Origin of the sequence: Dactylosporangium roseum (genome assembly GCF_025264685.1) — a bacterium.
GTDB classification, from domain to species: Bacteria; Actinomycetota; Actinomycetes; order Mycobacteriales; family Micromonosporaceae; genus Dactylosporangium; species Dactylosporangium roseum.
This window is the reverse complement of the sequence record NZ_CP073721.1, coordinates 8,049,759-8,073,730: the sequence shown is the minus strand read 5'-3', so window position 1 is coordinate 8,073,730 and position 23,972 is coordinate 8,049,759. Positions and strand designations below refer to the sequence as shown.

Annotated in this window: 30 protein-coding genes and 3 tRNA genes; 16 read left to right on the top strand and 17 right to left on the bottom strand. The window is 69.6% G+C overall.

Annotation, left to right across the window (positions count from 1 at the left end; all coding sequences use genetic code 11):
* Positions 1–79: 79 nt before the first annotated feature.
* From Drose_RS38030 to Drose_RS38020, 3 genes are all read left to right on the top strand, one after another.
* Positions 80–1,564 carry a sensor histidine kinase gene (locus tag Drose_RS38030; protein WP_260726021.1) on the top strand — a complete coding sequence of 495 codons (1,485 nt, stop codon included), beginning with the start codon at positions 80–82 and terminating at the stop codon, positions 1,562–1,564.
* 4 nt (positions 1,565–1,568) lie between these two features.
* Complete coding sequence (locus Drose_RS38025) at positions 1,569–1,967, top strand: ATP-binding protein (protein WP_260726020.1); 399 nt, start codon at positions 1,569–1,571, stop codon at positions 1,965–1,967.
* A 103-nt stretch (positions 1,968–2,070) separates the two neighbouring features.
* Positions 2,071–2,958, top strand: a complete 888-nt coding sequence (locus Drose_RS38020) for a DUF5926 family protein (RefSeq protein ID WP_260726019.1) — start codon at positions 2,071–2,073, stop codon at positions 2,956–2,958.
* Here Drose_RS38020 and Drose_RS38015 read toward each other — a convergent pair.
* Positions 2,930–4,150, bottom strand: coding sequence for an arginine deiminase (locus tag Drose_RS38015; protein WP_260726018.1), 1,221 nt, complete (start codon positions 4,148–4,150; stop codon positions 2,930–2,932). The genes Drose_RS38020 and Drose_RS38015 overlap by 29 nt on opposite strands.
* Before the next feature lie 194 nt (positions 4,151–4,344).
* On the opposite strand from Drose_RS38015, the gene Drose_RS38010 reads away from it, so the two are divergent.
* From Drose_RS38010 to Drose_RS37985, 6 genes are all read left to right on the top strand, one after another.
* The gene (locus Drose_RS38010) at positions 4,345–5,049 is read left to right on the top strand and encodes a hypothetical protein (RefSeq protein ID WP_260726017.1); all 705 of its coding nucleotides are present in this window, start codon (positions 4,345–4,347) and stop codon (positions 5,047–5,049) included.
* Between the two features lie 123 nt (positions 5,050–5,172).
* Positions 5,173–5,595: a hypothetical protein gene (locus Drose_RS38005; RefSeq protein ID WP_260726016.1), complete on the top strand. Its 423-nt coding sequence runs from the start codon at positions 5,173–5,175 to the stop codon at positions 5,593–5,595.
* 69 nt (positions 5,596–5,664) lie between these two features.
* Positions 5,665–6,060 (top strand): ACT domain-containing protein, encoded by a 396-nt coding sequence (locus Drose_RS38000; RefSeq protein ID WP_260726015.1) that lies wholly within the window; start codon positions 5,665–5,667, stop codon positions 6,058–6,060.
* A 53-nt stretch (positions 6,061–6,113) separates the two neighbouring features.
* Positions 6,114–6,632 carry a hypothetical protein gene (locus Drose_RS37995; protein WP_260726014.1) on the top strand — a complete coding sequence of 173 codons (519 nt, stop codon included), beginning with the start codon at positions 6,114–6,116 and terminating at the stop codon, positions 6,630–6,632.
* 35 nt (positions 6,633–6,667) lie between these two features.
* Positions 6,668–7,612 carry a prephenate dehydratase gene (pheA, locus tag Drose_RS37990; protein WP_260726013.1) on the top strand — a complete coding sequence of 315 codons (945 nt, stop codon included), beginning with the start codon at positions 6,668–6,670 and terminating at the stop codon, positions 7,610–7,612.
* A 66-nt stretch (positions 7,613–7,678) separates the two neighbouring features.
* Entirely contained in the window at positions 7,679–8,164 is a 486-nt protein-coding gene (locus Drose_RS37985; RefSeq protein WP_260726012.1) for a hypothetical protein, read from the top strand.
* A 131-nt stretch (positions 8,165–8,295) separates the two neighbouring features.
* On the opposite strand, the gene Drose_RS37980 is transcribed toward Drose_RS37985, so the two are convergent.
* Positions 8,296–8,688, bottom strand: a complete 393-nt coding sequence (locus tag Drose_RS37980; protein ID WP_260726011.1) for a hypothetical protein — start codon at positions 8,686–8,688, stop codon at positions 8,296–8,298.
* 174 nt (positions 8,689–8,862) lie between these two features.
* Positions 8,863–9,279 carry a hotdog fold thioesterase gene (locus Drose_RS37975; protein ID WP_260726010.1) on the bottom strand — a complete coding sequence of 139 codons (417 nt, stop codon included), beginning with the start codon at positions 9,277–9,279 and terminating at the stop codon, positions 8,863–8,865.
* A 109-nt stretch (positions 9,280–9,388) separates the two neighbouring features.
* Between Drose_RS37975 and Drose_RS37970 the strand changes: the two genes are divergently transcribed.
* Together Drose_RS37970 and Drose_RS37965 are read left to right on the top strand one after the other, a co-directional pair.
* On the top strand, positions 9,389–10,741 hold the full coding sequence (locus Drose_RS37970; RefSeq protein ID WP_260726009.1) for an ABC transporter substrate-binding protein: 1,353 nt from the start codon (positions 9,389–9,391) through the stop codon (positions 10,739–10,741).
* An 83-nt stretch (positions 10,742–10,824) separates the two neighbouring features.
* Positions 10,825–11,079, top strand: coding sequence for a hypothetical protein (locus Drose_RS37965; RefSeq protein WP_260726008.1), 255 nt, complete (start codon positions 10,825–10,827; stop codon positions 11,077–11,079).
* 43 nt (positions 11,080–11,122) lie between these two features.
* On the opposite strand, the gene Drose_RS37960 is transcribed toward Drose_RS37965, so the two are convergent.
* From Drose_RS37960 to Drose_RS37950, 3 genes are all read right to left on the bottom strand, one after another.
* The gene (locus Drose_RS37960) at positions 11,123–12,559 is read right to left on the bottom strand and encodes a hypothetical protein (protein ID WP_260726007.1); all 1,437 of its coding nucleotides are present in this window, start codon (positions 12,557–12,559) and stop codon (positions 11,123–11,125) included.
* Positions 12,560–12,566: 7 nt separating this feature from the next.
* Positions 12,567–13,775, bottom strand: coding sequence for an ABC transporter substrate-binding protein (locus tag Drose_RS37955; RefSeq protein ID WP_260726006.1), 1,209 nt, complete (start codon positions 13,773–13,775; stop codon positions 12,567–12,569).
* A 79-nt stretch (positions 13,776–13,854) separates the two neighbouring features.
* Positions 13,855–14,673: an alpha/beta hydrolase family protein gene (locus tag Drose_RS37950; protein WP_260726005.1), complete on the bottom strand. Its 819-nt coding sequence runs from the start codon at positions 14,671–14,673 to the stop codon at positions 13,855–13,857.
* A gap of 94 nt (positions 14,674–14,767) precedes the next feature.
* Between Drose_RS37950 and Drose_RS37945 the strand changes: the two genes are divergently transcribed.
* On the top strand, positions 14,768–15,301 hold the full coding sequence (locus tag Drose_RS37945) for a bacterial proteasome activator family protein (protein WP_260726004.1): 534 nt from the start codon (positions 14,768–14,770) through the stop codon (positions 15,299–15,301).
* On the opposite strand, the gene Drose_RS37940 is transcribed toward Drose_RS37945, so the two are convergent.
* The 3 genes from Drose_RS37940 to Drose_RS37930 all read right to left on the bottom strand — a co-directional run bounded on the left by Drose_RS37940 (position 15,289) and on the right by Drose_RS37930 (position 17,736).
* Positions 15,289–16,089, bottom strand: a complete 801-nt coding sequence (locus Drose_RS37940; protein ID WP_260726003.1) for an HAD family hydrolase — start codon at positions 16,087–16,089, stop codon at positions 15,289–15,291. The two genes, Drose_RS37945 and Drose_RS37940, sit on opposite strands and share 13 nt — an antisense overlap.
* Positions 16,086–16,907 carry an HAD family hydrolase gene (locus Drose_RS37935; protein WP_260726002.1) on the bottom strand — a complete coding sequence of 274 codons (822 nt, stop codon included), beginning with the start codon at positions 16,905–16,907 and terminating at the stop codon, positions 16,086–16,088. The genes Drose_RS37940 and Drose_RS37935 overlap by 4 nt, the downstream gene beginning before the upstream one ends.
* Positions 16,908–17,007: 100 nt before the next feature.
* On the bottom strand, positions 17,008–17,736 hold the full coding sequence (locus Drose_RS37930) for a hypothetical protein (protein ID WP_260726001.1): 729 nt from the start codon (positions 17,734–17,736) through the stop codon (positions 17,008–17,010).
* A gap of 168 nt (positions 17,737–17,904) precedes the next feature.
* On the opposite strand from Drose_RS37930, the gene Drose_RS37925 reads away from it, so the two are divergent.
* From Drose_RS37925 to Drose_RS37910, 4 genes are all read left to right on the top strand, one after another.
* On the top strand, positions 17,905–18,330 hold the full coding sequence (locus tag Drose_RS37925) for an OsmC family protein (protein WP_260726000.1): 426 nt from the start codon (positions 17,905–17,907) through the stop codon (positions 18,328–18,330).
* Positions 18,331–18,383: 53 nt separating this feature from the next.
* Positions 18,384–18,731 (top strand): metallopeptidase family protein, encoded by a 348-nt coding sequence (locus Drose_RS37920; RefSeq protein ID WP_260729954.1) that lies wholly within the window; start codon positions 18,384–18,386, stop codon positions 18,729–18,731.
* Positions 18,732–18,829: 98 nt separating this feature from the next.
* Positions 18,830–19,555 (top strand): AIM24 family protein, encoded by a 726-nt coding sequence (locus Drose_RS37915; protein WP_260725999.1) that lies wholly within the window; start codon positions 18,830–18,832, stop codon positions 19,553–19,555.
* 69 nt (positions 19,556–19,624) lie between these two features.
* Positions 19,625–20,338 carry an AIM24 family protein gene (locus tag Drose_RS37910; protein WP_260725998.1) on the top strand — a complete coding sequence of 238 codons (714 nt, stop codon included), beginning with the start codon at positions 19,625–19,627 and terminating at the stop codon, positions 20,336–20,338.
* Between the two features lie 125 nt (positions 20,339–20,463).
* Here Drose_RS37910 and cutA read toward each other — a convergent pair whose 3' ends face one another.
* The 8 genes from cutA to Drose_RS37875 form a co-directional block, all read right to left on the bottom strand.
* Entirely contained in the window at positions 20,464–20,865 is a 402-nt protein-coding gene (gene cutA, locus Drose_RS37905) for a divalent-cation tolerance protein CutA (RefSeq protein WP_260725997.1), read from the bottom strand.
* A gap of 446 nt (positions 20,866–21,311) precedes the next feature.
* Positions 21,312–21,599, bottom strand: a complete 288-nt coding sequence (locus Drose_RS37900; RefSeq protein WP_260725996.1) for a hypothetical protein — start codon at positions 21,597–21,599, stop codon at positions 21,312–21,314.
* Between the two features lie 2 nt (positions 21,600–21,601).
* Positions 21,602–21,850, bottom strand: coding sequence for a hypothetical protein (locus Drose_RS37895; protein WP_260725995.1), 249 nt, complete (start codon positions 21,848–21,850; stop codon positions 21,602–21,604).
* On the bottom strand, positions 21,825–22,256 hold the full coding sequence (locus Drose_RS39310) for a hypothetical protein (protein ID WP_390891478.1): 432 nt from the start codon (positions 22,254–22,256) through the stop codon (positions 21,825–21,827). The genes Drose_RS37895 and Drose_RS39310 overlap by 26 nt, the downstream gene beginning before the upstream one ends.
* Positions 22,257–22,552: 296 nt before the next feature.
* A tRNA-Phe gene (locus tag Drose_RS37890) sits at positions 22,553–22,626 on the bottom strand.
* A gap of 14 nt (positions 22,627–22,640) precedes the next feature.
* A tRNA-Asp gene (locus Drose_RS37885) sits at positions 22,641–22,714 on the bottom strand.
* A gap of 22 nt (positions 22,715–22,736) precedes the next feature.
* Positions 22,737–22,809 (bottom strand) — tRNA-Glu (locus tag Drose_RS37880).
* A 142-nt stretch (positions 22,810–22,951) separates the two neighbouring features.
* The gene (locus Drose_RS37875; protein WP_260725994.1) at positions 22,952–23,845 is read right to left on the bottom strand and encodes a polysaccharide deacetylase family protein; all 894 of its coding nucleotides are present in this window, start codon (positions 23,843–23,845) and stop codon (positions 22,952–22,954) included.
* Between the last annotated feature and the right edge of the window lie 127 nt (positions 23,846–23,972).

Sequence of the window (23,972 nt, the reverse complement as noted above, 5' to 3'; positions counted from 1 at the left end):
TGAACTGCGACTGATTCACGTCTCAACAACTTTTGTCGACAACCTTTCAAAGCAGGCTGCGGCGAGGCAAACTCCAACCATGGTCGATGCTCGTCCCCCGGTCGAGGGTTCCGCCGTCTTCGGTGCCCTGACCGAGGTCGTTGAGCAGCTCAACACGGGCGGCGCAGGGCTGGCGGCGCTGCAGCGGACCGTCGACGTCAGCATGGTCGCCACCGGTGCGACGGGCGCCGTGTTCATCGAATACGCGCATGACAGCGGCCGGGTCGTCGCCGTTGCGGGCGACCTCGACTGGGCCCTCGGCCGCCGGGTCGACCCGCTCCACCCGTCGTTGCGCGGACTGCTGCAGTACGGATCCCGCGTCCGTGAGTTCCCGAGCAGCCTCATGGGCACGCTCGGCGGTCACCAGCTTCACAGCCGCGGCCTGCACCGGATCATGGCGGCCGAGGTCTCGGCGAGCGGCACCGCGGTCGGTGTGCTGGGCGTGACCTATCCCGACGCGGAGGGCGCCGCCGACACGGACCAGCGCGCCGCGCTCGGGTTCCTCGCCTCGTTCGTCTCGTTGCAGTACGGGTTGGGTCGTGGCCTGCCCGTCTACCGCGACGGCCCGGCGATCGACCCGACCGTCGGCCCGTTCGCGCTGATCGACGCCGAGCAGCGGGTGCGTTCGTGGAACTCGGCGGCGGCGCTGCTGACCGCCCGGCCGGCCGAGACCGCGATCGGCGCGCCCTGGCCGTTTCCGCTGCCGGTCGCCGACGAGACCGTCGAACATCGGATGTCGTGCGGCACCCGGATCGAGATCCGCGCGGCCAGGGTGCCCGGCAGCACCGACCGGGCCGTGTCGTTCCGCGCCCGCCCGGAGCAGCCGCCGGACGGCCGTGACCTGTTCATCGCGCTCACCGGCCACGAGCTGCGCACGCCGATCACGGTCATCAGGGGATACACCGACACGCTCGTCGACCACTGGGAGTCCCTCGACGAGGGCGCCCGCCGAGAGGCGATTTTCGTCGTGGGCCAGCGCGCCCGGCAGCTCAGCCGCCTGGTCGACCGCCTCCTCAGCGCGGCCGGTGACGACGGCACCGGCGTCGACTCCGCCACGCTGATGCCGTTCGACCTCGTCGAGTCCCTGGCGGCGGCGGTCGATGAGCTGAGTGCCGAGCAGCGCCGGTCGCTCAAGGTCATGCTCCCGCGATCGCTGCCGAAGGCGTACGGCGACCGGGTGAGTCTTGCGACGGTACTGGTCGAATTGGTGACCAATGCGGGTAAGTACTCGCCGAATTGGGTAGAAGTCGAACTGACGGCCGGAGCGGATCCACAGACCGTCTGGTTCAGGGTGGCCGACCGTGGGACCGGCATCCGGCCGGAGCACGTCGAGCGGGCGTTCGAGCGGTTCTGGCAGTTGGAGACGGGCGACCAGCGGACCGGTGGCGGGGTGGGTCTCGGTCTGTATCTGGTGCGCAGGATCGTCGAGCGTCAACATGGATGGGTGTCATTGCGACCACGCAAAGGGGGAGGGACGGTCGCCGAGGTGCGACTGCCCCGAGCCGACGGCCACGGGGAGGCTTAAGAGCGTGTCCACAACCGTTGCGGAGCGCGCCTGGTGCGTGGTTGTGCCGCATCACGCCCGCGGTGCGCACCTGGCCCGGCACCGCCTCGCGGACGAGCTCGACGCCCTGATGGCACCCGGCCGGCTGGACGACGCGATCGCGATCGCCGCGGAGCTGGTCGGCAATGCGGTACGGCACGCGGCCCCGCTTCCGGGCGACGTCATCCGGGTGGCATGGCGTCTGATCGCTGACGGCACGCTGGAGATCCGTGTGACGGACGGCGGCTCCCCGGCGGGTCCGCAGCTACGGGTGGCCGGCCCGGACGCGATCGACGGCCGTGGCTTGACGATCGTGGCGGCGCTGGCGACGGGCTGGGGAGTGGAGCGCGACGGCCTGGGCCAGTGCGTCTGGGCGACCCTCTGAGGCCGGTCCGGCACCTGCCTCCGGGCGGCCGGACCGGGTGAGTGACGCGCCGAAGGGCCGGTGTGCGCCCGCGGTCCGGGACGACCGCCTAGGCTGGACCGCCGTGAGCAAGCGTGCGAAAACCCCCCGTGGCCGTGCCAGCAATGGTGAGAAGCGCGAGAAGATCCGTGACGTCTACGTCGGCCGCCCGTTCGAGGGCCTGGCCGACGAGCCGGAGTGGATCGCCCTCAGGGAGCTGGTGCCGGCCGCCGCGGCACCGTTGAAGCTGTCGCCGGCCTACGTCGAGCGCTACGGCGACCGGCCCGTGACCCTCGCGACGGTCCTGCCGATGGCCTGGCCCGCCATGACCAAGCCCGACGGCCGGGTCTTCATCGGCCTCCAGCGCCACGTCCAGTCCGGCGACATCTCCCGCGACCTCGCCGTGGCCCTCCAATGTGCGCTCGAGACCCCGCCCGGGCAGTCCGTCGCCGTGCCCGCCCTGCCCGGCGTCGGCGACCGCCTCCAGGACGTCATCGAGAACGCGCCGCTGGACATCACCGTCCACACCGGCTTCGAATTCTGGCTCGACGAGAACGCGATCGACGACCCCGCCGTCCGGGCGTCGCTGGAGCGCGCGAACGCGAGCATCTTTCCGACCGTCAAGCTGGCCGCCGCCCCGGCCACGTACTGGTGCCGGGTGACCGACCGCTCGCACGTCCGTCTCGTGCTGGGTGACAACGAGGACCGCGCGCTCGACGCCCTGTCGCGCCTCGCGGCCGGCGGTGGTCTGCTCCTCGGCGAGCAGACCAAGTTCGCCGGGATGTTCCGCGCACACGGCCTCCTGGCGCCGGTGTGGGACCTGCCGCTGGAGGTCGAGGCCGAGGAGTGGGAGGTGCCGGTGGCCGGGTTCGCCAAGCGCTACGCCGAGGCCTTCGCCGTCACCGAGCCGCTGACCGCCGCCGAGCGGCGCAGCAAGCAGGGCCTCATCGGGCGGCTCCAGCCGCTGCGCTGAGGCCCGCCCGTGCGATCGGTGCGGACATGCATCGCGGACCGCCCCGGCCCGAGCCCAGCTCGGAGCCGGGGATCCGGATGACCTCGATGCCGTTGTGCTCCAACTGCGCGTTGGTCTCCACGTTGCGCTCGTAGGCGACGCACAGCCGCGGGGCGACGGCGAGCGTGTTGTTGCCGTCGTCCCACTGCTCCCGCTCGGCGGTGACCGGGTCGAGGCCGGTGTCGATGATCCGCAGCGTGTCGATCCGCATCGCCTTGGCGGCCGCGACGATGAACGGTTCCGGGCCGCTGACCGACAGCGGCGCCTCGGGGTCGGGGCCGGCCGTCACGGTCCACGCCTGGAGGCTGTCGGCGACGTTCGGGTACATCACCACGGCGTCGACGTCGACCATCGTGCACACGGTGTCGAGGTGCATCGTGGCCCGCTCCTGGGCGATCGGCACCGCCAGCACGGTGTGGGCCAGCCCGCGCTCGAAGCAGCGGCGGGCCAGCCGCTCCGCGCCGGACGGCCGGGTCCGCTCGCCGACCCCGACCGCGACCACACCGGGGGCGAGCAGCAGCACGTCGCCGCCCTCCAGGTGCTCCATCGTCGGCTCGAACAGTAGCGGCGTGCCGGCGAACCGCGGATGGTACCGATAGATGGCATGCGTCAGCGTGGTCTCCCGGCGCCGGGCGCGCATCGCCAGGCTCGTCACCGCCACCTCGTCGCCGATCCAGACGGATGAGTCGCGCGTGAACAGCAGGTTGGGCAGCGGGTCGATGACGAACTCCGCCCGATCCATGAGCGCGTGCACGAGACCGCTGCCGGTGCGTAGCTCGGCCTGTGACAGACCGGCGATCAACGTGGTCGCCAGCGTCGGCGGGTCGAGGTCGGCGAGGTGCCGGGCGACGTGATGGCGCAGCGTGTCGCCGAGCCGGAAGTCGGCGAGCACCGTCGCGGTCACCTCGCTCCTCGCCTCGGGGATCGCGAGGGTCTCGGCCAGCAGACCGGCGACGTAGAGCACCTCGACGCCGTGCTCCCGCAGAGCGGTGGCAAACGTGTCATGCTCTTCCTGAGCCCGCCCGACCCACGGGATGCCGTCGAAGAGCAGCGAGCCGTTGTTGCGCGGAGTCAGCCGGGCCAGCTCGGCGCCGGGACGGTGCAGGAGCACGGTCCCGAGGCGGCCGACCTCGCTGTCGACGTGGTGGTTCACGAATTCAGCCTATCGGTGACCCGATATAGGCCGATTGGGCACCATGTGCAAATTCATGGGTGTACCTGAATGTGGCATTCATCCCAGTCATTCCGTGTCATTCCGCTGTCCCGCGCTGCCGTGTCGCGCCGCAAACACGTACGGTATCTGGACACACACGCAACCGAAGCGGCGACATCGGAGGTGTGCGAGAGATGACCGAGATGCTGTATCGCAGCGGTCAAGATGCGCAACCCGAAGGGTTCGACGAACGCATCACCGTCGATGCGGGCCGACCTTCCCCCATGACCTGGGTTCGTTCCCGCCGGGCGGAGCGCGTCGTCCGACGCGAGGAGGCGGCGCACAGTCGGCTCTACCGGCGCATCGGCAACCTGATCGGGCACCTCGGCGACGACTGGCACGTCCTCGACCTGCGTGAGCTGAGCGGCCACCAGCACGACAGCTTCCTGGCGGTGGGCCCGGGCGGGGTCTTCGCCGTCACGGTCAAGGACCACGGCCGCAGCCGGGTCTCGTTCGCCGGTGACGTGGTGCAGATCGACGGCAAGCGCCCCAAGTACGTCGAAGAGGCCCGCGGCGAGGCCCGTGCCGCCGCCGAGGCGCTCTCCCGCAGCGCCGGCGTCTCGATCCCGGTCATGCCCGTGCTCGCGTTCGCCGGCAGCGGGAAGATCAGCTTCTACGGGGTGCCGAAAGGCTGTCTCGTCACGGCGTACCACGAGCTTCCTCGGGTGCTCGACGCCCGCGGCAACCGGCTCGCCGTCGAGACCGTCGACAAGGTCTTCGCCCTCGCGACCCACCCGGCGACCTGGTTCACCGCCGACTACGACGCCCTCGCCGAGGACTACCGCTGGCACCGCGACGGCGAACAGGTGGGCACTGACAAGTGGGGTCACGGGGAGTAGCCTCTGCGGGGTGATGCGCCCGTGCGGATTGAGCAATCGTGGAAGCGGAATCTCGCCCGGACTGATGCGATGATGAGTGCGCTGCGAGTCCGCGTCCGCAGCACCGGTGCCTGAGGAGGCGCTGTGCCGCATGTCGAGCTGTCCATCTCGGATCCCCGTTCCAGCCGCACTGCTGAGTCCACTCTGGACCGTTGGGGTGACACCGTCGCGGACGCGGCCGAGCCGAGCCTGGTGATCGACGACCAGAGTCTTGTCGTCGCGGTGTCCGCGTCGCTCGAAGACCTGCTGGGCCTGACCGAGCCGGCCGTCGACCGGCCGCTGCTCGACGGCGTGTTGCAGCTACTCGACTTCGCCGACGGCGGTGCGCTCGACGCGGCGGAGGTCGCCAAGACGCCGCCCCTGCTGGCGCTGAAGTCGGGCCGGCTGGCCCGCGGCCTGGTGCGTGTCCGCTGCGCCGCGGGCCCGCGCACGTTCGACGCGATCGCCGCACCGCTCATCCAGGACGATCAGGTCGTCGGGTCACTCACCTTTTTCAGCGCCGTCTGAAGACTCGTAATCGTGGCGTCGCTCACCGCTTGCCGCCACAGTGTGAGTTCGGGCCGTACGCTCCATGTCATGTTGGACCTCGCGCTGCTGCCTGGCGACTACGCGATCTGCCGTCTGCCGGCCGCATCGTCACTGCCGGGCGGCTTCATCGAGGCGGCAGTCGGCCTTCCGGACGTCATCTCGGTGACCTGGACGCCGGACGAGGTCTCGATTCTCTGCCCGGCCGACCTGGCACCCGACGGCGCGGCCGTCGAGACGCCGTGGCGCTGCCTGCGGGTGGCCGGCCCGGTCCAGCTCGCATTGACCGGCATCCTCGCGTCGATCGTGACCCCGCTCGCCGACGCGCGCGTGAACATCTTCGCGTTCTCCACGTTCGACACCGACTACGTCGTCGTGCCGGCCGTCCGGCTCAACGAGGCGCTGGCCGCGTTGAGTGCCGCGGGCCACCGCGTCACGACGCCCTGATCCCGGGCGCCACCTGACTGCCGGCGCCGTTCGAGCACTCCTACGATGGGCGCATGCGCACTCCGGCCACCGCGCTGGCGATCGTCGCTCTTGGATGTCTGCTGACCGGCTGCACCGGCCACGACGGCGATCCTGGGCCGTTGCCGCCGTCCGGAGCGGGTGCCGGACAACGACCCGGTGCATCGACGTCACCCACTCCCGCCAGCACCCCCATCGTCCCCCCGACGCATGCGCCGTCGGCCGGCCGCTCGGCGTCACCGAGCCCGAGCACGTTCTCCGAGGTGTATGTCGTCCGGTGCAACGGCAGGCCGAGCGGCGAACAGGTCATCGTGGCGGTGCGGAAATTCCGCGCCAACCTGCCCGCCGGATCCGGCGTGACCGTGCAGAGTCAGCCGCTGTGCGCCGGCATCTGGCAGTACACCGTCCTCAATGTGGCCGACCGTGAACCCATGCAGGTGATGACCAAGGGATCCCCGCAGGCGTTGACCGTCGTCACCGCGGGCACGGATCCCTGCACGGTCGAGGTCAAGGCGACCGCACCGCCCGCGCTGCTCAACGCCGCTGCCTGCTGAGCGGCGCGCACCCCGGCTCGACTACGCTGGGTGGTATGCCTGGTGTGCCGCCGACGCGGTTCGTTTACCTGGGGCCGGAAGGCACCTTCTCCGAGCAGGCGCTCAAGACCGTCCCCACCGCCGATCGGGGCATCCTGACCCCGGCACGGAGCGTGCCGGAGGCGCTGGATGCGCTGCGCTCCGGCGAGGCCGACGCGGCGTTGGTGCCGCTGGAGAACTCGATCGGCGGCCAGGTGGGCGTCACGCTCGACGAGCTGGCCAACGGCGATCCGCTCGTGATCACGCGTGAGGTCGTGCTGCCCGTGCAGTTCGTGCTGGCCGCGCGCGAGGACCGGTCCCTGGATTCGGTAGCGTCCGTGGCCGCGCACCCGCAGGCCGGCGCTCAGTGCCGGAAGTGGCTGCGCGACCACGTTCCGCAGGCCACCGTCGTCGACGTGCTGTCCAACGCGGCGGCCGCGATCGGCGCGGCAGAGGGCGAGTTCGACGCGGCGGTGTGTGCGGAGATCGGCGCCGACCGTTACCGGCTGCACGTCCTGGGCAAGGGCATCGCCGACAATCCCGACGCGATGACCAGGTTCGCGCTGGTGTCCCGCCCGGGACCACCGCCGTCGCCGACGGGTGACGACCTCACCACGCTGGCCGTCTACATCTCGCACGACCGTGTGGGTGCCCTTCTGGCGGTGCTGACCGAGCTCGCCGTCCGCGGCGTCAACCTCACCCGCATCGAGTCACGCCCCACAGGCGAGCGGCTGGGCCGGTACGTCTTCTTCCTCGACTGCGGCGGCCACGTGGCCGACGCGCAGATGGGCGAGGCGTTGCAGGGCCTGCGGAGGATCTGCGCCGACGTGCGGTTCCTGGGCTCCTATCCGCGGGCCGTTCAGGGCGACGCGCTGCCGCGCCCCGCTCCCGGCCTGGCAGACGACGACTTCGCCGACGCCCGGGCGTGGCTGGCCCGTCTGCGCGCCGGCGAGCTCACCTGACGCGTTCGGTGACCGCGCGGTTACGGCGGCGCGGAAGTGTCGGTGGGTGGTCGTACGGTGCGGGGCATGAGTGACTTCGACTGGGACCACGAGCTGTCCGTTGCCCGCCGCAACGAGGTCCACCGCCGGCTGACCATCGACGACCGGGACTACGACGTGCTGGCGTTCAGCACGGGCGGCGGCTTCATCGCGGTGCGGATGGCCGGCTGGGGCGGTGGCTGCATGACGACCGAGATCGCCGGTGAGCTCCCTGCGGCAGACGCGCTCGACGTGGTGTCGCTGCTGGCGTCCGCGCTGACACACCTGCGACCCTCCGGCGAGTCGGACGATCCGCCCGACGACTGGTGGACCGCGCACCGGTCCGCGGCTCCCAACGCCGGCAAGCCATGGGAACAGCAGGATCTCGAGCTGCTGGCGACCCGGTTCCGCGAAGGCGCGACCGTCAAGACCCTGAGCGCCGAGCTGGGCCGGACCGAGGGCGGCGTCCGCTCTCGACTGCAACTGCTCGGCCTGACCCGCACCGATCCGGAGCCCGGCTTCGGGGCGGCGTGACTCGACCGGAGGAGTCCCGGGTGCGGTCTCCGGTTGGTTCTCGTTGAGCGGGTAGGGATAGGGCGGGCGCTCGGCGTCACCAAGGCCAGTTGGTGTGCGGGGCGCCCGCCTGTTCACCCACCCGACCGCGGTCAGGCGGCGCCACGGCGGCGGAGGGTGGCCACCGTGGAGCCGGCCAGCGTCAGCAGGCATTCGGACAGCTTGCCGTCGACCAGTGCGACCGTGAACAGGGCGGTGCCACTCGGGATGTCGTCGTTGACGTATGCGCTCACGAACCGCGCCACCCAGCGCCGGTCGTAGTCCGCGTCGTCGATGTCGGGAAAGTCGAGGCGCCACGGTCCGCGGGCCAGGTTTTCGCCGACCATCTCGCCGGCCAAATGCCACGCCACGTCGTAGGCCGCGCTCATGCCGCGTCGGTCCACCACCGAGTCGAAGGTGTGGACCACGGCGTCGCCGTCGCCCGCGAGTGCTGACTCCAGGACCAGCGCCGCATCCTGATACGTCTCGTCTCCCGGGTCATCCACGCCGCAACCGTATGCCGCGTCGTCAAGCTCCGCGGCCGAAGACTTGAAAATTCCGAAAGGCGCCGTAACCCGCCGAAACACCCCCCGCGCCCGCGGGCGGGACCCGCGGCGGCCGGCGGGTTGACCGGCCGCAGTGAGACTCTCGGTGAAACCGGCGGGTGCGGTCGAGGGGCGCTACGAGCGGCGCAGGGCACACGTCAGGCGGGCGGTGCAGACCCGCTCGCCGGACTCGTCGGTGATGACGATCTCGTACGTCGCGATCATGCCGCCCAGCCGGAGCGGCGTCGCCACGCCGGTCACGATGCCGCTCCGGGCGGACCTGTGGTGCGTCGCGTTGATCTCGACGCCCACCGCGATCCCGTTGAACAGCCGCGCCGCGTGTAGCGCCGAGCCTATCGAGCCCAGTGTCTCGGCCAGGACGACCGAAGCGCCGCCGTGCAGCAACCCGTACGGCTGGGTGTTGCCCTCGACCGGCATCGTGCCGACGACCCGCTCCGGAGCCGCCTCGACCAGGACGATGCCCATCCGCTCCGCCAGGCCGCCCTGCGTGGGCAGGGTTTCCTCACCGACCGTGATCTCTGTTTCCGCCATGCGGACAGACGTTACCCGCAGGTACGAAAAGCCCCGGCACCTCCCCGCTTAAGTCCTGAGCCCGACCGCGCTAAGGTGCGCACGGCACCTTTGGGGAGGAGAAACACTCATGCGCGCACGGTCCGCCACCGCCACCGTGGGAGCGATTGCCGCGATTGGACTGTTGCTCGCCGCGTCCGCCTGCGGATCGAATGCGCAGAGTAACAGCGACGCCGACACCCCGCGGCAAGTGAAGCTGTACGGCACCGACGGCAACATGGCCAGCTCCTTCGGTGATGCGTTCAAGGACTCGCCGGCCGTGCTCGCCGGCATGAAAGGCACCACGCCGCTGACTCCGCTGAGTGACGACTTCAAGCGGCGGGTCAGGGGCATCGACCCGAACCTCGCCGACTTCAACTACGCCGGTGAGGCGTATGACGCCGTCGTGATCGCCGCCCTGGCCGCCGAGATCGCCAAGACGGTCGATCCGCCGCAGTTCGCCAAACAGCTCATCGGCGTGACGACCGGCGACAATGTCTGCGAGACCGTCGCGGCCTGCCTCGCCATGGCCAAGTCCGGCAAGGACTTCAAGTACCGCGGCGTCTCGCTGCGCCGCAGTGGCTTCACCGAGGCCGGCGAGCCCAGCTCGGCGATGTACGGCGTGCTCAACTTCGGCCGCAACAACACCATCGACGACGCGAAGACCGAGTTCGTCGGCGCCGGTGACGAGAAGACGGAGCAGAAGGGGGCCGCGCCACCCGCCGGCACCGGCGGGAAGGGCGGCGGCCAGAAGCCCGCGTTGAAATACGGGCTGCTGCTGCCGAAGACCGGTTCGCTCGCGTTCCAGGGCCCGCCGATGTTCGCCGCCGCCAAGCTCGCCGCCAAGGAGATCAACGATGCCGGTGGTGTGCTCGGCCAGCCGGTCCAGGTCGTGGACGGCGACGACGGCACCAACCCCGACGTCGCCAAGGCGACCGTAGAGAAGTTCATCACCGACGGTGTGCACGTGATCATCGGTGCCGGTGCGTCGGGCGTCAGCAAGGCGGTCATCCCGCGCGTCGCGCAGGCCGGCAAGGTGATGATCTCGCCGTCCGCGACGTCGGACGAGCTGACGAAACTGGAGGACAAGGGCCTGTTCTTCCGGACCTCACCGCCGGACTTGCTGCAGGCCAAGGCCATCGCCGACATCATCATGCGCGACGGGCACAGCAAGGTCGCCATCATCGCCCGCGACGACAGCTACGGCAGCGGCCTCGCCGAGAGCGTCCGCAACGACCTGACGGCCGCCGGCATCAAGCCGACGGACCTGCTGGTGCTGAAGTACGAGGCGAAGGACACCTACGACGCGAAGACCGACGGGAATCTGTTCACGCCGCTCGCCGCGAAGGTCAAGACGTTTGACGCCACCGGGATCCTGCTGGTCGGCTTCGACGAGTCGGCGCTGGCGATCAAGGCGCTCATCACCGAGAAGGTCAAGTCATAGCGACGATCGCACGACTCGCGCGGAACAGGCCGGGGGCCTACGGTGAACCAGGTTGGCCCCGAGTGAGGTGAGAGGACCCCCGGATGAGCGAGAACGAGACCGTCGAGACGCGCGGTGACGACCGCGTGGAGCTGCTCGTCGGCGACACGAACAACGACGGCAAGGCCGACCTCTGGGCGGTCGACACCGACGGGGACGGCAAGGCCGACCTGTTCCAGTTCGACACCAACGGCGACGGCAAGGTCGACATCACGATGAGCGACCTCGACCAGGACGGCACGCCGGAAGAGGTCGTCGACGGTGACGGCGGCATGCCGCCCGCGAGCGCCGAGGGCTGACCCCGAAACTCCGAGGACGACCGACAGCGCGGCTGGGGAGATCTCAGCCGCGCTGTTGTGCGACGTAGTCCCGCCACTGCGTCTCGAGCTGCGCCGCGCCGACGCCGAGCACCTCGCGTGACACCGAGTCGACCTCGGACATGCGCTGGAAGGCCTCGTAGAAGGCGATCAGTTTCGCCTGCCCGTACTTCTCGGCGATCATCCGGCAGGCCAGCCAGCCGCTGACGTAGTTGCGCGGCTCGTTGTAGAACTGCTGATCGGTCGGGAACGCCCCGATCACCAGGTCGCCGAGCGCCGCGCGGACGCCGTTGGAGCTGATCTTCCTGTCCTTGTACGCGACGTACTCCGCGAACCCCTCCACCACCCAGCGCGGTGTGCGTGCCCCGGTGACCGGCCCCATCGCGGCGTGGGCGAACTCGTGCGTCAGGTCGTGGGCGAGTTCCTCGGTCTGCGCCGACAGCTCCGTCGGGTTGAACACGACCCGGGTGGTGCCGTACGCGGGCGCGGTGGCCCAGTCGGCGACCTGGTTGTAGTACGGCACGGCGATCGCGGCCACCTGGGCAACGCGGTCCGGCGACTCCGCGAAGTACGTGTCGAAGATCCGCTTGTCCTGGATCGCGGTCAGGAACACCTTGCCGTCCCAGCCCGTCGGCCGGATGGTGGCGACCTTCCTCAGCCCGTCCTCGGCGAGGGTGAGCAGCGTCTTTGCCCGGTCGGCGTCGTCGGCCGACAGCACGGCCACGACGTGATCGCTGGTCTTCACGGTCACCGGCCCGGCGGCGTCCCACGGCTGCCCGTTGGCGCCCGTGGGCAGCTCGGCGCCCGCGCCGTCACCCGCGATGAGCCACTTGCCTCCGGTGTAGCCGAACACAGGCAGCCAGGGCGTCCCCACCGGCTTGCTGTCAACACCCTCGATCCGGTGCCGGATGGTCACCGCCTCCACGTGCACCGCCGCGTGGTACCGGTCGAAGAGCTGGCTGGGCAGGAACGTGGCGCTGCCCCGCGGCGGCTTGGCCTCGCGCTGGAAGGCCAGCTCCGCGAACGGCATCTTGGTGAGGTTCTCGAAGAGCTGCTTCTGCCGCTTCGCGAAGACGGCGTCGGTCTGGTCCACGTCCGCCATCCACGCCGCCAGGTCCTTCTTGCGGACCGCCTCCGCGTGTCGGTGCAGCACCGCCTCGATGGCCCTGCCGCCGACGTCCGGCCGCATGTCGACCCACGTCGACGCGATCGGGCCGTTGCCGTCGTCGCGCAGGGCCCAGGCGGCTGTGGCGGCCCCGCCGAGGGCCAGCACCATGCTGACCACCAGCAGAACCGTCAGGACCGGCCAGAGATAGCTCCGCCGCGGCTGCGGGGGCAGCGGCGGCGGCCAGGGCGGCGGCTGTGGCGGATACCAGGGCGGCGCCACCGGACGTGCCGGCTGCCGCTGCTGCGGGATGTGCGGCGGCGCGACCGGAGCCGCGGTCGGGTCGGGGATGGTCACGGTGCCCCTATCCGAGTGTGGTCAGCTCCGCCGTCAGCACGTTGGAGAGGACTGCGCCGTCGAGGCGCACCTGTCGGAGGTACCACCGCTGCAGCGGCGTCCGGTTCTGACTGAACTGCCAGGCACCGCGCGGGCTGTCGATCTGACCGAGCCGGCCGATCGCCGCGTTGAGCGAGAACGAGTCGAGGCTGCGGGTGGCGTCACCGATCGCCTTGTCGAGGACCGCGGCGGCATCGTACGAGGCCATGGCGTAGCTCGACGGGATCGCCCCGAACGCCTTCTGGTAGTCGGCGACGAACCGGCGGTTGACCGCGTTGTCCAGGTCGGGCGAATAGTTCATCGCCGTGTAGATGCCCTGCGCGGTGTCGCCCTGCTGCTTCAGCACGGATCCCTCGGTGAGGGTGCCCGGCGCGAAGAGCTTGAAGCCGCTCGGGAATCGCGCCGCCCGGAACTGCTTGACGAACTCGACCGCCGCGGCGCCCGAGTAGAAGGCGGCCATCGAGGTCGCGCCGGACTGCTTGACCTGCCCGAGGATGCCGCTGAACTCGCGGCTCCCGAACGGTGTGAGGCGCGGCGAGCCGTTGATGGTGCCCTGTGCGCCCTTGAACCTGTCGATGAAGGCGCCGACCTCGTCGGCCTCGCCGGACGGGCCCTGCGCCGCGACGACCGCGAGCGACGAGCCGTAGTTGTCGAGGACCCAGCGGGCCATCGCCGCGCCCGGGTCGCTCGCGACGTACGAGGTCCGCCAGATGTACTTGGCGCCCTGTAGCGCGACCGGTGAGGCGTTGGAGCCGATCAGCGGCACCTGGGCACCCTCGACGGTGTCCTTCAAGGCGAGCATCGCCTGGCTGTTGGCGACGCCGGTCAGGGCGAGGACCTTGTCCTCCTTGACCAGCTTCTCCGCCGCGGCCTTGCCGCTGTCCGCGGTCTCACCCTCGTCGACCTTGATCAGGTGTACTTCACGGTTGCCGAGCTTGTTGTCGTGTAGCTGCAAGTAGAGGTTGAAACCGTTGTCCATGTCATTGCCGAAGTCCTTGTACATCCCGGTCAGCGGCACGATCATGCCGATCTTCACGGGTGGACCACTCGGCAGCACGGTGTTGTCCGGCGAGCTGCCGGAGTCGTCGCTGCACGCGGACAGGATCGGCGCGGCCATGCCCGCCGCACCGGCGGCCGCGAGCAGCCGGAGCGCCTGGCGGCGGTTCAGGTGGGACACGTGCTCTTCCTCCCCAACACCATGCGGTGCCGAGGACCTCGACACCCACGCTGCGTTCTACCGCCATCGTGGCGGACAGTCAATCGGTGTCGGCGCCCTCGCCCCTGGTCATCGTCCCGAACGCGGCGAGGACGGCAGGCCAGGCGGCCGACTCCGGGTCAATCACAGCGAAGTGTTCCACACCGGCCAGCTCGACCAGCGTGGTGTCGTCCCCCGCACGGCGGGCCTTGCGACAGTACTCCCGGGAGAGTTCGACGGGGACGATCGTGTCGTCGGCGCCGTGGATGACCACGGTGCGGACGGTCGACGGCAGGTTGACCATCGGGTCGGCGGAGGCATAGGCGGTAGGCATGCGGTCGGGCGGCCCGCCGAGCAGGTCGGCGACCGCGCCTCCGTCGAGATCGAGCTCGTGGGCGCGGACCAGGTCGGCGACCGGGGCGAGGGCGACGACGCCGCCGATCGCGTCGGGAGCCACCGCCGCATACCACAATGCGAGATGCCCCCCGGCCGAATGGCCCGCCAGGATGGGCCGGTCGACCGACACCGGCCGGAGCCCCCGGTGCGCGATCTCCTTCGCCAGCAGGTCCGGCACCGCCACCGCCGCCGACGCCACGTCGGAGAACGTGCCCGGCCAGCCGCCGCCGGGCTGGCCCGTGCGCCGATACTCGACGGTGGCCACGGCGTAACCGCGGGCCGCGAGGTCGGCGGCGAGCGGGCCGGTGTGCGTGCGGTCCCACTCGCGGCGCCAGAACCCGCCGTGGATGAACAGCACGAGCGGCGCCCCGGCCACCATCGGCAGCCGCACGTCGGCCACCTGGTCGGGGTCCTCCCCGTAGCGCAAGGTGAAGTCGGCCGCAGGGGCCTGTCGGCTGAGCACGTCCCGGGGGTTACTCGTCACCGGCAGACGTTATCGCGTCACCAAGGGTGGCGACAGGGGCCGGGTGGGCACCCTTTGTGGTCGCCACGGAGCGCCGTACGCAAGACTAGAAGCCATGGCAGAACAGGCGCAGGACGAGTCGCGAACCGTGATGGTCGTCGGCCCCGACGGGCGACCGCTGGGCACCATGTCCACCGGTGACGAAGACGGCGCGGAAGATCCGAGCAAGCTGATCGAGCAGCCGGCCAAGGTCATGCGCATCGGCAGCATGATCAAGCAGTTGCTGGAGGAGGTTCGGGCGGCTCCGCTCGACGAGGCCGGCCGGCAGCGGCTCAAGGAGATCCACCGCCGGTCGATCAGCGAGCTGGAGGACGGTCTCGCTCCTGAGCTGCGAGAGGAGCTGGAGCGGTTGTCGCTGCCGTTCGACGACGGCACGACGCCCAGCGAAGCCGAGCTGCGGATCGCGCAGGCCCAGTTGGTCGGCTGGCTCGAAGGCCTGTTCCACGGCATCCAAGCGGCGCTGGTCGCGCAGCAGATGGCGGCACGGGTCCAACTGGAGCAGATGCGTGGCCGCCCGGCGCTGACCTCGGGTCAGCCCGGCGCCGTGCCCGGGCATCCCCATCCGACCGGCACCGGTCAGTATCTGTAGAGGCCTTCGAGATAGGCGGCGACGCCGTCGTCCTCATTGGTCGCGGCGGTCACATCGTGGGCCGCCGCCCTGACGGCCGGGTGTCCGTTGGCCATCGCCACGCCGCGCCCGGCCCAGGTCAGCATCGGCAGGTCGTTGGGCATGTCGCCGAAGGCGATCACGTCTTCGGCCGCGAGCGCGTGTCCCCGCGCGACCCGGGCCAGGGCCGACGCCTTGGTCACGCCGGCCGCGGAGACCTCGACCATGCCGCTCGACGAGGAGTTCGTCGCCTCGGCCACCCCGTCGAGGCAGGCCCCGACGCGGGCGGTGAACTCGTCGGCGGGCTGCGCACCCGCGCGGACCAGCAGCTTCGAGGCGGGACGGCTGAGCAGTTCGGCGAAGCTGGCCGGGCCCACCGACTCGTGGTCGACCTCCCACGGGCCGACCGGGAACTCCGGCTCGTGCCACATCTGCCGTCCGCCGTCCCGCTCGACCGCGAACACCACACCCGGCACGCTGTCCCGCAGCCGCGCACAGGCCTCGGCGAGCGCGTCCGTCTCCAGCGGCGTGCTGTGCACGATCGCGTCGCTCCCCGGGTCGTACGTGGCGGCGCCGTTGGCGCAGATCGCGAGCGGGCGGACGGTCAACTGGTCGTACACCGGGAAGAGCCACCGGATCGGGCGCCCGGTGACCAGGACGATCACGATCCCGTCGGCGTCCAGCCGGTGCAGGACCTTGATCGTGCGCGGGCTGACGGTCCGATCACCGCGGACCAGGGTCCCGTCCAGATCCGTGGCAACAAGTTTCACAGCTTCAACATAGCGTCGAGGTAGGTCGCCACCCCGTCCGCGTCGTTGGTGAGCGTGGTCTCGTCGGCCAGTGCGCGCACCTGGGGGTGTGCGTTGGCCACCGCCACCCGGCCGAAGCCCGCCCAGCGGAACATCGGCAGGTCGTTGGGCATGTCGCCGAAGACCAGCACGTCGCCGGGGTCGACGCCGAGTGCCGTGGCGACGACCGCGAGGCCGGAGGCCTTGTCGACGCCGGGCGGGCAGATCTCGATGTAACCGAGGCCGGCCTGGGTGACCGTGGCCATCGTCGGCGGCACGAGCCGCTGCGCGGCCTTCAGGAGCTGGTCGACGTCGCACTCGGGATGCCGCGCGAAACCCTTGATCACCGGGCCGGTCAGGCATTCGGCGCGGATCCGGGCCTCGACCACGTCGGGATACCGCCACGCCGGATCGGCGTCGCCCCACAGCGGCGCCTCGTGGTGGTCGCCCGCCTCGATCAGCACCGACAGTGTGCCCAGCTCCTGCTCCAGACGGGTCAGGACGCCGGCGAGCACGTCGCCGGCGAGCCGCTCGTCGCGCAGGACCGCCGGATGCTCCGGGTCGCGGAGGTCGACCACGCGACTGCCGCCGCCCATCACCAGGAAGTCCGCGGCGGGAATGTCGAAGCGCACCAGTTCGGTCAGGCGGGGACCCCGGCCGGTCGCGCCGACGATGTGGATGCCGGCGGCCTTGACCCGTTCCAGAACGGCACGCGTATATTCGCTGACCGTCTCGTCACTGCGGACGAGCGTGCCGTCGAGGTCGGTTGCGATCAGTTTCGGTAGCCCTGAGCTGCGCATGTGGTGCTCCTTCCGCCTGCGCGGGGCAGCAACCGTACCTCTCGGATCCCCTCTCGTCACAGCATGCGAGTAAATCCCGACCGAACGTACGACGTATTCCTTATCGCAGATGGTTGGGCGGGACCGGTGTCACGGTCAGATCGAGCGGGCCGCCGTTCTCCGGCTCCTCGGCGATCTTCCTGCCGAAGCCGCGCCTGCCGCGGAGCAGCGGGCCGCGTGCCGCCACGATCACCCCGGCCGCGAGCAGCAGTGCCGCGGAGACCGCCACGGGGTAGCCGGCACCGACGCTGATGGCGTCGTCGGGGAGGGCGAACGCCGGGGACGAGCTCATGCCCAGGTTGTCGATCGCGCTCTTGAACCCCACCAGCACCAGCAGGTTGCCGGCGAGCAGGCCGCCCGCGGCCGCCGTCGCCGTCCGGCGCACGACGCCGTCGGCCGAGAGCAGGATCGCGATCGCGCAGAGTGCGAGCACGATCGTCGACAGGTAGGCCACGACGTGACCGGTGTTCAGGTTCGCCAGGTTGATGTCGACGCTCGACGGGATCTGCCGGCGGGTGGGGCTGACCCGTGTGTCGTCGTCCGCGGTGGAGACGCCCGTCTGGAACGAGCTCCACGGCAGGTACTGCGCGGCGAGCGCCAGGCCGAATCCGATCGCGAGCAGTGCGTATGCGATCGGGTTCGGACGCTGCGCCGCCGGCGGCTCGGTGACCGGGCTCGGCTCGGGCGCGGCGACCGGTGCGGCGACCGGCGCCGGCGGCGCCATGTCCGGTCCCGCCGGCGGGTTGCTCCACTCGATCATGTCTGCGGGCTTCGGCTCCTGCTCAGGCATATCGCGCATAGTAGAGCCGCCGGATGTCAGGCAGCGGCCTGCACGGTGACCCGGCCGGCCCGGCCGTCCGCCCATCGGTTCGCACCGGTTTGCGCCGCGTCGACTCGCCCTCTCCCGAAGTGCCGAGCTCGTCCCACGGAGCACGGGGGATGGGCTAGCGTCTGGTTCATGCCAACTCGCACTTCATCCGCCCGCTGGGAGGGGGACCTCCGGTCCGGCTCCGGCACGGTCTCCACCGGCTCGGGCACGTTCCAGGGTTCCTACTCCTTCCCGTCGCGCTTCGAGAACGGCCAGGGCACCAACCCGGAGGAGCTCGTCGCGGCGGCGCACGCGGCGTGCTACTCGATGGCCCTCTCCAACGGCCTGGCCAAGGCCGGCTACCCGCCCACGTCGGTGGACACCACCGCGGCCGTCCAGTTCGGCCAGGTGGAGGGCGGTTTCGCCATCACTCGCATCGACCTGACCACCCGTGGCGACGTGCCCGGCATCGACGCGGGCGAGTTCGAGAAGCAGGCGCTCGAGGCCAAGGCCAACTGCCCCATCTCGAAGGCGCTCTCCGCGGTCGAGATCACCCTCGACGCGCAATTGGTCTGACCCCGGAAATCTTGAGAGGGTCCCCGTGCGTAGGGGACCCTCTTCGCATGCCGGTGACGATGAGCAAGGAGCGGTTCGAGGAACTCGTGGGCGACGCGCTCGACGAGGTGCCGCCCGAGCTGCTCGACCTCATGGACAATGTGGTCATCCTGGTCGTGGACGACCCGCCGCCGGGCGAACCGGACCTGCTCGGCCTCTACGAGGGCCACGCGCTGACCGAGCGCGGCTGGGACTACTCGGGCGTCCTGCCGGACCGGATCTCGATTTACCGTAACCCGATCCTCGCCATCTGTGACGATGAGGACGACGTCGTCGACGAGGTGGCCATCACGGTCGTGCACGAGATCGCGCACCACTTCGGCATCGACGACGCCCGTCTCCACGCCCTGGGCTGGGGCTGAATGCGCTGGTCGCTTTCCGGACCGTGATCTGGTCCGGGGTTGCACCGAGCAACTACCGTGCGCGGTGCGGTCACGAACGTCTTCGAAGGGACATCCCAATGCGCAGTGCGCTGTTTGCCGCCGAAAACATGGAGAAGGAGTCGCAACAGCCCGGGCTGCGGTTGCAAAACTCCAAGATGCTCAAGGCCGAGCTCAACGGCGAGATGATGGCTCGCACCGGCACGATGGTCGCCTATCAGGGCCAGGTCCAGTTCCAGGCGCTCGGCTCCGGCGGCGTCGGCAAATGGCTCAAGCAGAAGCTGACCGGCGAGGGCGTGCCGCTGATGAAGGTCTCCGGCCGGGGCGACGTGTTCTTCGCCGACCGCGCGGCCGACGTGCACCTCATCGACCTCGAGCCGGGTGACGCGATCTCGATCAACGGCGCCAACGTCCTCGCGTTCGACTCGACCCTGCAGTACGACATCAAGATGGTCCAGGGCATGGGCATGATGTCGTCGGCCGGCCTGTTCAACTGCGTGTTCACCGGCCACGGGCGCCTCGCCATCACCACGAAGGGCACCCCGGTCGTGCTGACCATCGACCAGCCCACCTACGTCGACCCGCAGGCCGCGATCTGCTGGTCGGCCAGCCTGCAGACCGGCTACCACCGCGCCGACCAGCTCGGCCTGGGCACGCTGCTCGGCCGCACCACCGGCGAGGCGTTCACCATGAGCTTCGCCGGTCAGGGCTTCGTCGTGGTGCAGCCCTCGGAGGAGCCGCCGCAGGGTATCGCCGGCGGCGAGAGCCAGCAGTCCGGTGGAGCCCTCGGCAACCTGTTTAGCTGATCACTCTTCGGCAACGGGCCGCCCGCCGGGGTCGCGGACGGCCCGTTGCCGTTCGCTACGCTGCGGATCGTGCGCGGTGACATCTTCAAGGCCGAGAACATGGCCCAGCCCCCGACCCAGGCAGGCATGAGCCTGCAACATTCCAAGTGCGTCAAGTACGCCGTCAACGGCGAGGCCCTGGCCCGGCAGGGTGCCATGGTGGCCTTCCGCGGCAACCTGGCCTTCGAGGTGAAGAGCCAGGGCGTCGGCAACTTCCTCAAGCGCGCCGTCACCGGCGAGGGCGTGTCCCTCATGTCGGTCCGCGGCCAGGGCGAGGTGTGGTTCGCGTCCGGCGCGTCCGACTGCTTCATCCTGGACATCGAGCCCAACGACGCGCTGTCCATCAACGGGCGCAGCGTCCTGTGCTTCGACCCGACGCTGCGCTACGACATCCAGATGGTCCGCGGCGCCGGCATGTTCGGCGGCGGCCTCTTCAACTGCGTCTTCACCGGCCAGGGTCGCCTGGCGATCGTCTCCGAGGGCGCCCCGATCGTCATCCCGGTGTCCCCGCAGATGCCGGTGCTCGTGGACACCGACGCGGTCGTCGGCTGGTCGAGCAGCCTGCAGACCACGATTCAGAAGTCGCAGAGCCTCAAGTCGATGCTGCGCGGTGGCTCGGGCGAGCTCTTCCAACTGGCCCTCTCCGGCCAGGGCTTCGTGATCGTCCAGCCCAGTGAGGGCCGGCCCGCTCCGCAGCAGTCGGGCAGCAGCGGCGGCCTGCTGGGCAACGTCCTCGGTAGCTGATCCTGGCTAGCGCCGTGCCGCCCCCAACCCTTGCTGATCTTGCAGTTGTGGTGCCGAGACACTCCCTGAATGCCCGGTTTGTCAGGCACCACAACTGCAAGATCGACGCACAATGAGGGCGATGATCAGGAGCGAGTCTCTGCGGTGATCCAGTCTAGGTAGGTAACCCACCCGCCAGTGATAGGCAGGATGATCAGCTCCGGCACCTCGCTGCTGTGATTCTTCGGAAGCCACGCAACAAGGTCGTCTACCTTGTCCGACGCAGTCTTGATCCAGAGCTGCCATTCCGGCTCGTCGTAGATCTCGCCCTTCCAGCGGTAGACCGCCTGAATCTTTGAGGTCACCTGGACACATGCGGCAAGTCGAGCCTCCACCAGCTTGTGGGCAAGCTGCCGCCCCTCTTCCTCGGTAGGCGTCGTGGTTAGGGCTATAACATGGTCAGTTGCCACTTGATCCCCTTCGTTCGTGGCTGCCGTTCGCAGCGCCTTGACGCCCCGTGTGCCCTTCAGGTCCCGGACGATCGTCACGACTTGATCTTCGGACTTTCCTAAAGCACCCCACCCCCGACAACAGATCGCCGTCGCGGCTCATGCCCGTCCACATGCCGAGGGCGCTGTCTCCGTGAGGGCCATGCGGGACATCGTCGGCCACGCGGACATCGGAGTCACGATGACGATCTACGCGCACGCCTCCCTGGACGAGAAGCGGGAGGCGCTCCGGAAGCTGGATGAGCGCCTCAAGTAGGCCTACTGCCACCAGCGTTGCCACATAACGATCTTGACTGACCGAATCTGAGCCGGACGTACAAAGACCCCGACCGGCGTTTCCGCTGGTCGGGGTCTTGAAAGCCCGGCGAAGAGCTTTGTGGGCAGGGGCGGGGTCGAACCGCCGACCTTCCGCTTTTCAGGGAGACCTATATCCGCAGGTCAGTGCCCTTGCTCTGATTAGCCGTGCGTTCCACGTGCAACAGTGGTCAGCGGAACATACGAGAGCCGACGTAGACGATCACGGCATTGGGACCTTCCTCGTGCCACAGAAGCACCCAGTCGTCATCCTCGGTCCGGCATCGGATCGGCACCTGCCAGACCTTGAAGCCGCCCGGCGTCCGGACCGCCTCCCGTCGCGCCTCCGCGCTGTCCGGGTGATCGCAGACGACATCGATGGCGTCGCAGATGGCGTTCCACAACGCCTGCCGCGTTGGGTCGTTCTCGATCGCGTCGAGAACGGGAATTACGTGCTCTCCGTACTCCGGTTCGAGCACCGTCACCCCTTGCGCGTCGGGCGACCTCGGCGGACTCGGCTAGCAGGGTCGGTGATGGTCTTCTCGACCTGCTCAACCAACTCGGGGTTGGACATCAGCCGAGCCTCGGCTTCCGTCATGACCACCGCTGGGTGCAGGACGAGCGTCCCGTCCGCCTCTTCGTGCACCAGGTATCGCCGGTGCTCAGGGCGTCCGACCTTGCCAAGCGAGACGCGCCGCCGGTCGTCAAGCTCGATCAACACGTCCGACATAGCCTACCCCACTTCCCCTTCGGGGCGATGCCCTACTTCCCCGCTCTCTTAGCAAGTTACCACTTGGAAGCTTTGATTGGTACTTCAAGCACTCACGATCACTCACGCGCTCGCGTTGGTCAGTGCTTGACAACGATCGCCCTGGGCAGTTTTGCGGCGTTCCGTGTGCTGCAAGCTCCGACAATGCGGAAGCAATCTCGGCGTCGCGGCCGTCGACAGCGTGCAGATAGCGGTATGACGCTACCGGCGAAGCGTGACCCAGCCGGCGCATCAGGTCTTTGACCGTCGCGCCCGTGGAGGCAGCGAGCGTCTGGCCGGTGTGCCGCAAGTCGTGGAACCGGAACCCCGGCATACCCACCTTGGTTCGGGCGCGAACGAACGCCTGTCGCACCGCATCGCCCCGCATCGGCGAGCCGGACCAATCGCGGGAGACGAGGATGCGCCGGCCGCCGATGCCGAGGGTCGAACGTTGGTGGACGCGGCCCTTGCAGTTGCCGGGGCGGAGCTTGCCGTGCGCCTTCTTGGGCTGGAGGGCTGGAAAGGGCGCAGCGTGTCGCTCAGGGCCGTGCAACATACGTGCAACTAGCGACGGCCAACAGGGGTAAGAACCGGGTAGCGACGGTCAACGGACGGAGCCGGAAAACAGAAGACCCTGACCGCGTTTCCGCTGGTCAGGGTCTCCGAAGCCCGGCGAAGGACTTGTGGGCAGGGGCGGGGTCGAACCGCCGACCTTCCGCTTTTCAGGCGGACGCTCGTACCGACTGAGCTACCTGCCCAAGTTTGGGCCTTGCGGTCCTGACGGGACTTGAACCCGCGACCTCCGCCTTGACAGGGCGGCGAGCACTCCAACTGCTCCACAGGACCTGGTTTCGGGAAAACCCGGTCGTGCCCCCAACGGGATTCGAACCCGTGCTACCGCCTTGAAAGGGCGGCGTCCTGGGCCGCTAGACGATGAGGGCGGCCCCGCAATCATCGCATACTTCGCGAGTTGTGCGGTGTTGCTCCCATCCGGCCCCGCCGGAGGCTTTCAGAGCATACGTGACCCCGTCCCCCAACACCAAATGGGTATCCGGTCGCGGCGCGGCGCGGGAAAACGCCAGCTCAGACGGGCATCGCCACCAGCGTGAACTTGTCCTTCAGCTCGGGCAGCAGGGTCTTGTAGGCCGCCATCGTCGCCGTTCGGTCGCCGCCGGCATCGTGTGACAGGACGATCGAACCCGGTCGGGTGTTGTTCCTCACGGTGGCGACGATGTGCTCCGTCATCTTCGCGCCCGACCACTTCTTCACGTTCCAGTCCCACGGGTCGACCGTCCAGCCCAGCGACGCCATGCCAAGCTCATTGGCGATCTGCACGGCGGCCGGTGTGAAGTTGCCGCCCGGGTGGCGGAAGTACTTGATCGGCGCGTTCGGCACGGCCTTGTGGATCTCGTCGTTGGTGCGCTGCAGGTCGGCCCGGATCGTGTCCGCCGACTTCTTGCCCAGGCCGGTGTCGTGCTTCCAGGTGTGGTTGCACAGCGTGTGGCCGTCCTTCACGATCTCCTGAACGTACTGCGGGTACGCCTGAACCTCGACCCCGACCAGGCAGAACGTCGCCTTGATGCCGTGCTGGCGCAGCATGGCGAGCAGCTTCGGGGTCTCCGGACCCGGGCCGTCGTCGAACGTTAGCGCGACGGCGGCGGTGCCGGTGGTCCGCTGGATGCCGTCGGACGGCGGGGCGGAGGCCGGCGCGGAGGCCGACGCCGAGGTGGACGGCGACGCCGAGGCGGACGTGGAAGCCGAGGCCGACGGTGCCGGCATGGCCGCGGCCGCCTGCGAGGTCGTGGTGTCGCCGACCTGCCGCGTGACCGGGTCGCTGCCGCCCTGGCCGGTCGAGCCGGACCCGGACCCGGAGCCGACCTCGTGCCACGACGCCTGTGATGCGCCGGTGCCGCACCCGGCGAGAGCCAGGACGGCGATGCTGATCAGCGCTCCCAGGACGAGACGGGGACGAGACATGGTGGGCTCCGAGGGGTCGGGGCCTTCGCGAGGGTGGCGCGAGGGCGGTAGCACGGCGGGTGGCGTGACGACGGACAGCGACGAAGCCACACGCTAGCGAGTTCGGAGCACCAACAACCTCCGGCGT

What these genes read in the sequence shown, in the direction of transcription:
- Drose_RS38030 (WP_260726021.1), top strand. Translation starts at nt 80, where the DNA reads ATGGTCGATGCTCGTCCCCCGGTCGAGGGTTCCGCCGTCTTCGGTGCC.
- Drose_RS38010 (WP_260726017.1), top strand. Translation starts at nt 4,345, where the DNA reads ATGACCGAGATGCTGTATCGCAGCGGTCAAGATGCGCAACCCGAAGGG.
- Drose_RS38000 (WP_260726015.1), top strand. Translation starts at nt 5,665, where the DNA reads ATGTTGGACCTCGCGCTGCTGCCTGGCGACTACGCGATCTGCCGTCTG.
- Drose_RS37995 (WP_260726014.1), top strand. Translation starts at nt 6,114, where the DNA reads ATGCGCACTCCGGCCACCGCGCTGGCGATCGTCGCTCTTGGATGTCTG.
- pheA (WP_260726013.1), top strand. Translation starts at nt 6,668, where the DNA reads ATGCCTGGTGTGCCGCCGACGCGGTTCGTTTACCTGGGGCCGGAAGGC.
- Drose_RS37985 (WP_260726012.1), top strand. Translation starts at nt 7,679, where the DNA reads ATGAGTGACTTCGACTGGGACCACGAGCTGTCCGTTGCCCGCCGCAAC.
- Drose_RS37975 (WP_260726010.1), bottom strand. Translation starts at nt 9,279, where the DNA reads ATGGCGGAAACAGAGATCACGGTCGGTGAGGAAACCCTGCCCACGCAG.
- Drose_RS37970 (WP_260726009.1), top strand. Translation starts at nt 9,389, where the DNA reads ATGCGCGCACGGTCCGCCACCGCCACCGTGGGAGCGATTGCCGCGATT.
- Drose_RS37965 (WP_260726008.1), top strand. Translation starts at nt 10,825, where the DNA reads ATGAGCGAGAACGAGACCGTCGAGACGCGCGGTGACGACCGCGTGGAG.
- Drose_RS37945 (WP_260726004.1), top strand. Translation starts at nt 14,768, where the DNA reads ATGGCAGAACAGGCGCAGGACGAGTCGCGAACCGTGATGGTCGTCGGC.
- Drose_RS37935 (WP_260726002.1), bottom strand. Translation starts at nt 16,907, where the DNA reads ATGCGCAGCTCAGGGCTACCGAAACTGATCGCAACCGACCTCGACGGC.
- Drose_RS37930 (WP_260726001.1), bottom strand. Translation starts at nt 17,736, where the DNA reads ATGCCTGAGCAGGAGCCGAAGCCCGCAGACATGATCGAGTGGAGCAAC.
- Drose_RS37925 (WP_260726000.1), top strand. Translation starts at nt 17,905, where the DNA reads ATGCCAACTCGCACTTCATCCGCCCGCTGGGAGGGGGACCTCCGGTCC.
- Drose_RS37915 (WP_260725999.1), top strand. Translation starts at nt 18,830, where the DNA reads ATGCGCAGTGCGCTGTTTGCCGCCGAAAACATGGAGAAGGAGTCGCAA.
- Drose_RS37895 (WP_260725995.1), bottom strand. Translation starts at nt 21,850, where the DNA reads ATGTCGGACGTGTTGATCGAGCTTGACGACCGGCGGCGCGTCTCGCTT.
- Drose_RS39310 (WP_390891478.1), bottom strand. Translation starts at nt 22,256, where the DNA reads ATGCGGGGCGATGCGGTGCGACAGGCGTTCGTTCGCGCCCGAACCAAG.
- Drose_RS37875 (WP_260725994.1), bottom strand. Translation starts at nt 23,845, where the DNA reads ATGTCTCGTCCCCGTCTCGTCCTGGGAGCGCTGATCAGCATCGCCGTC.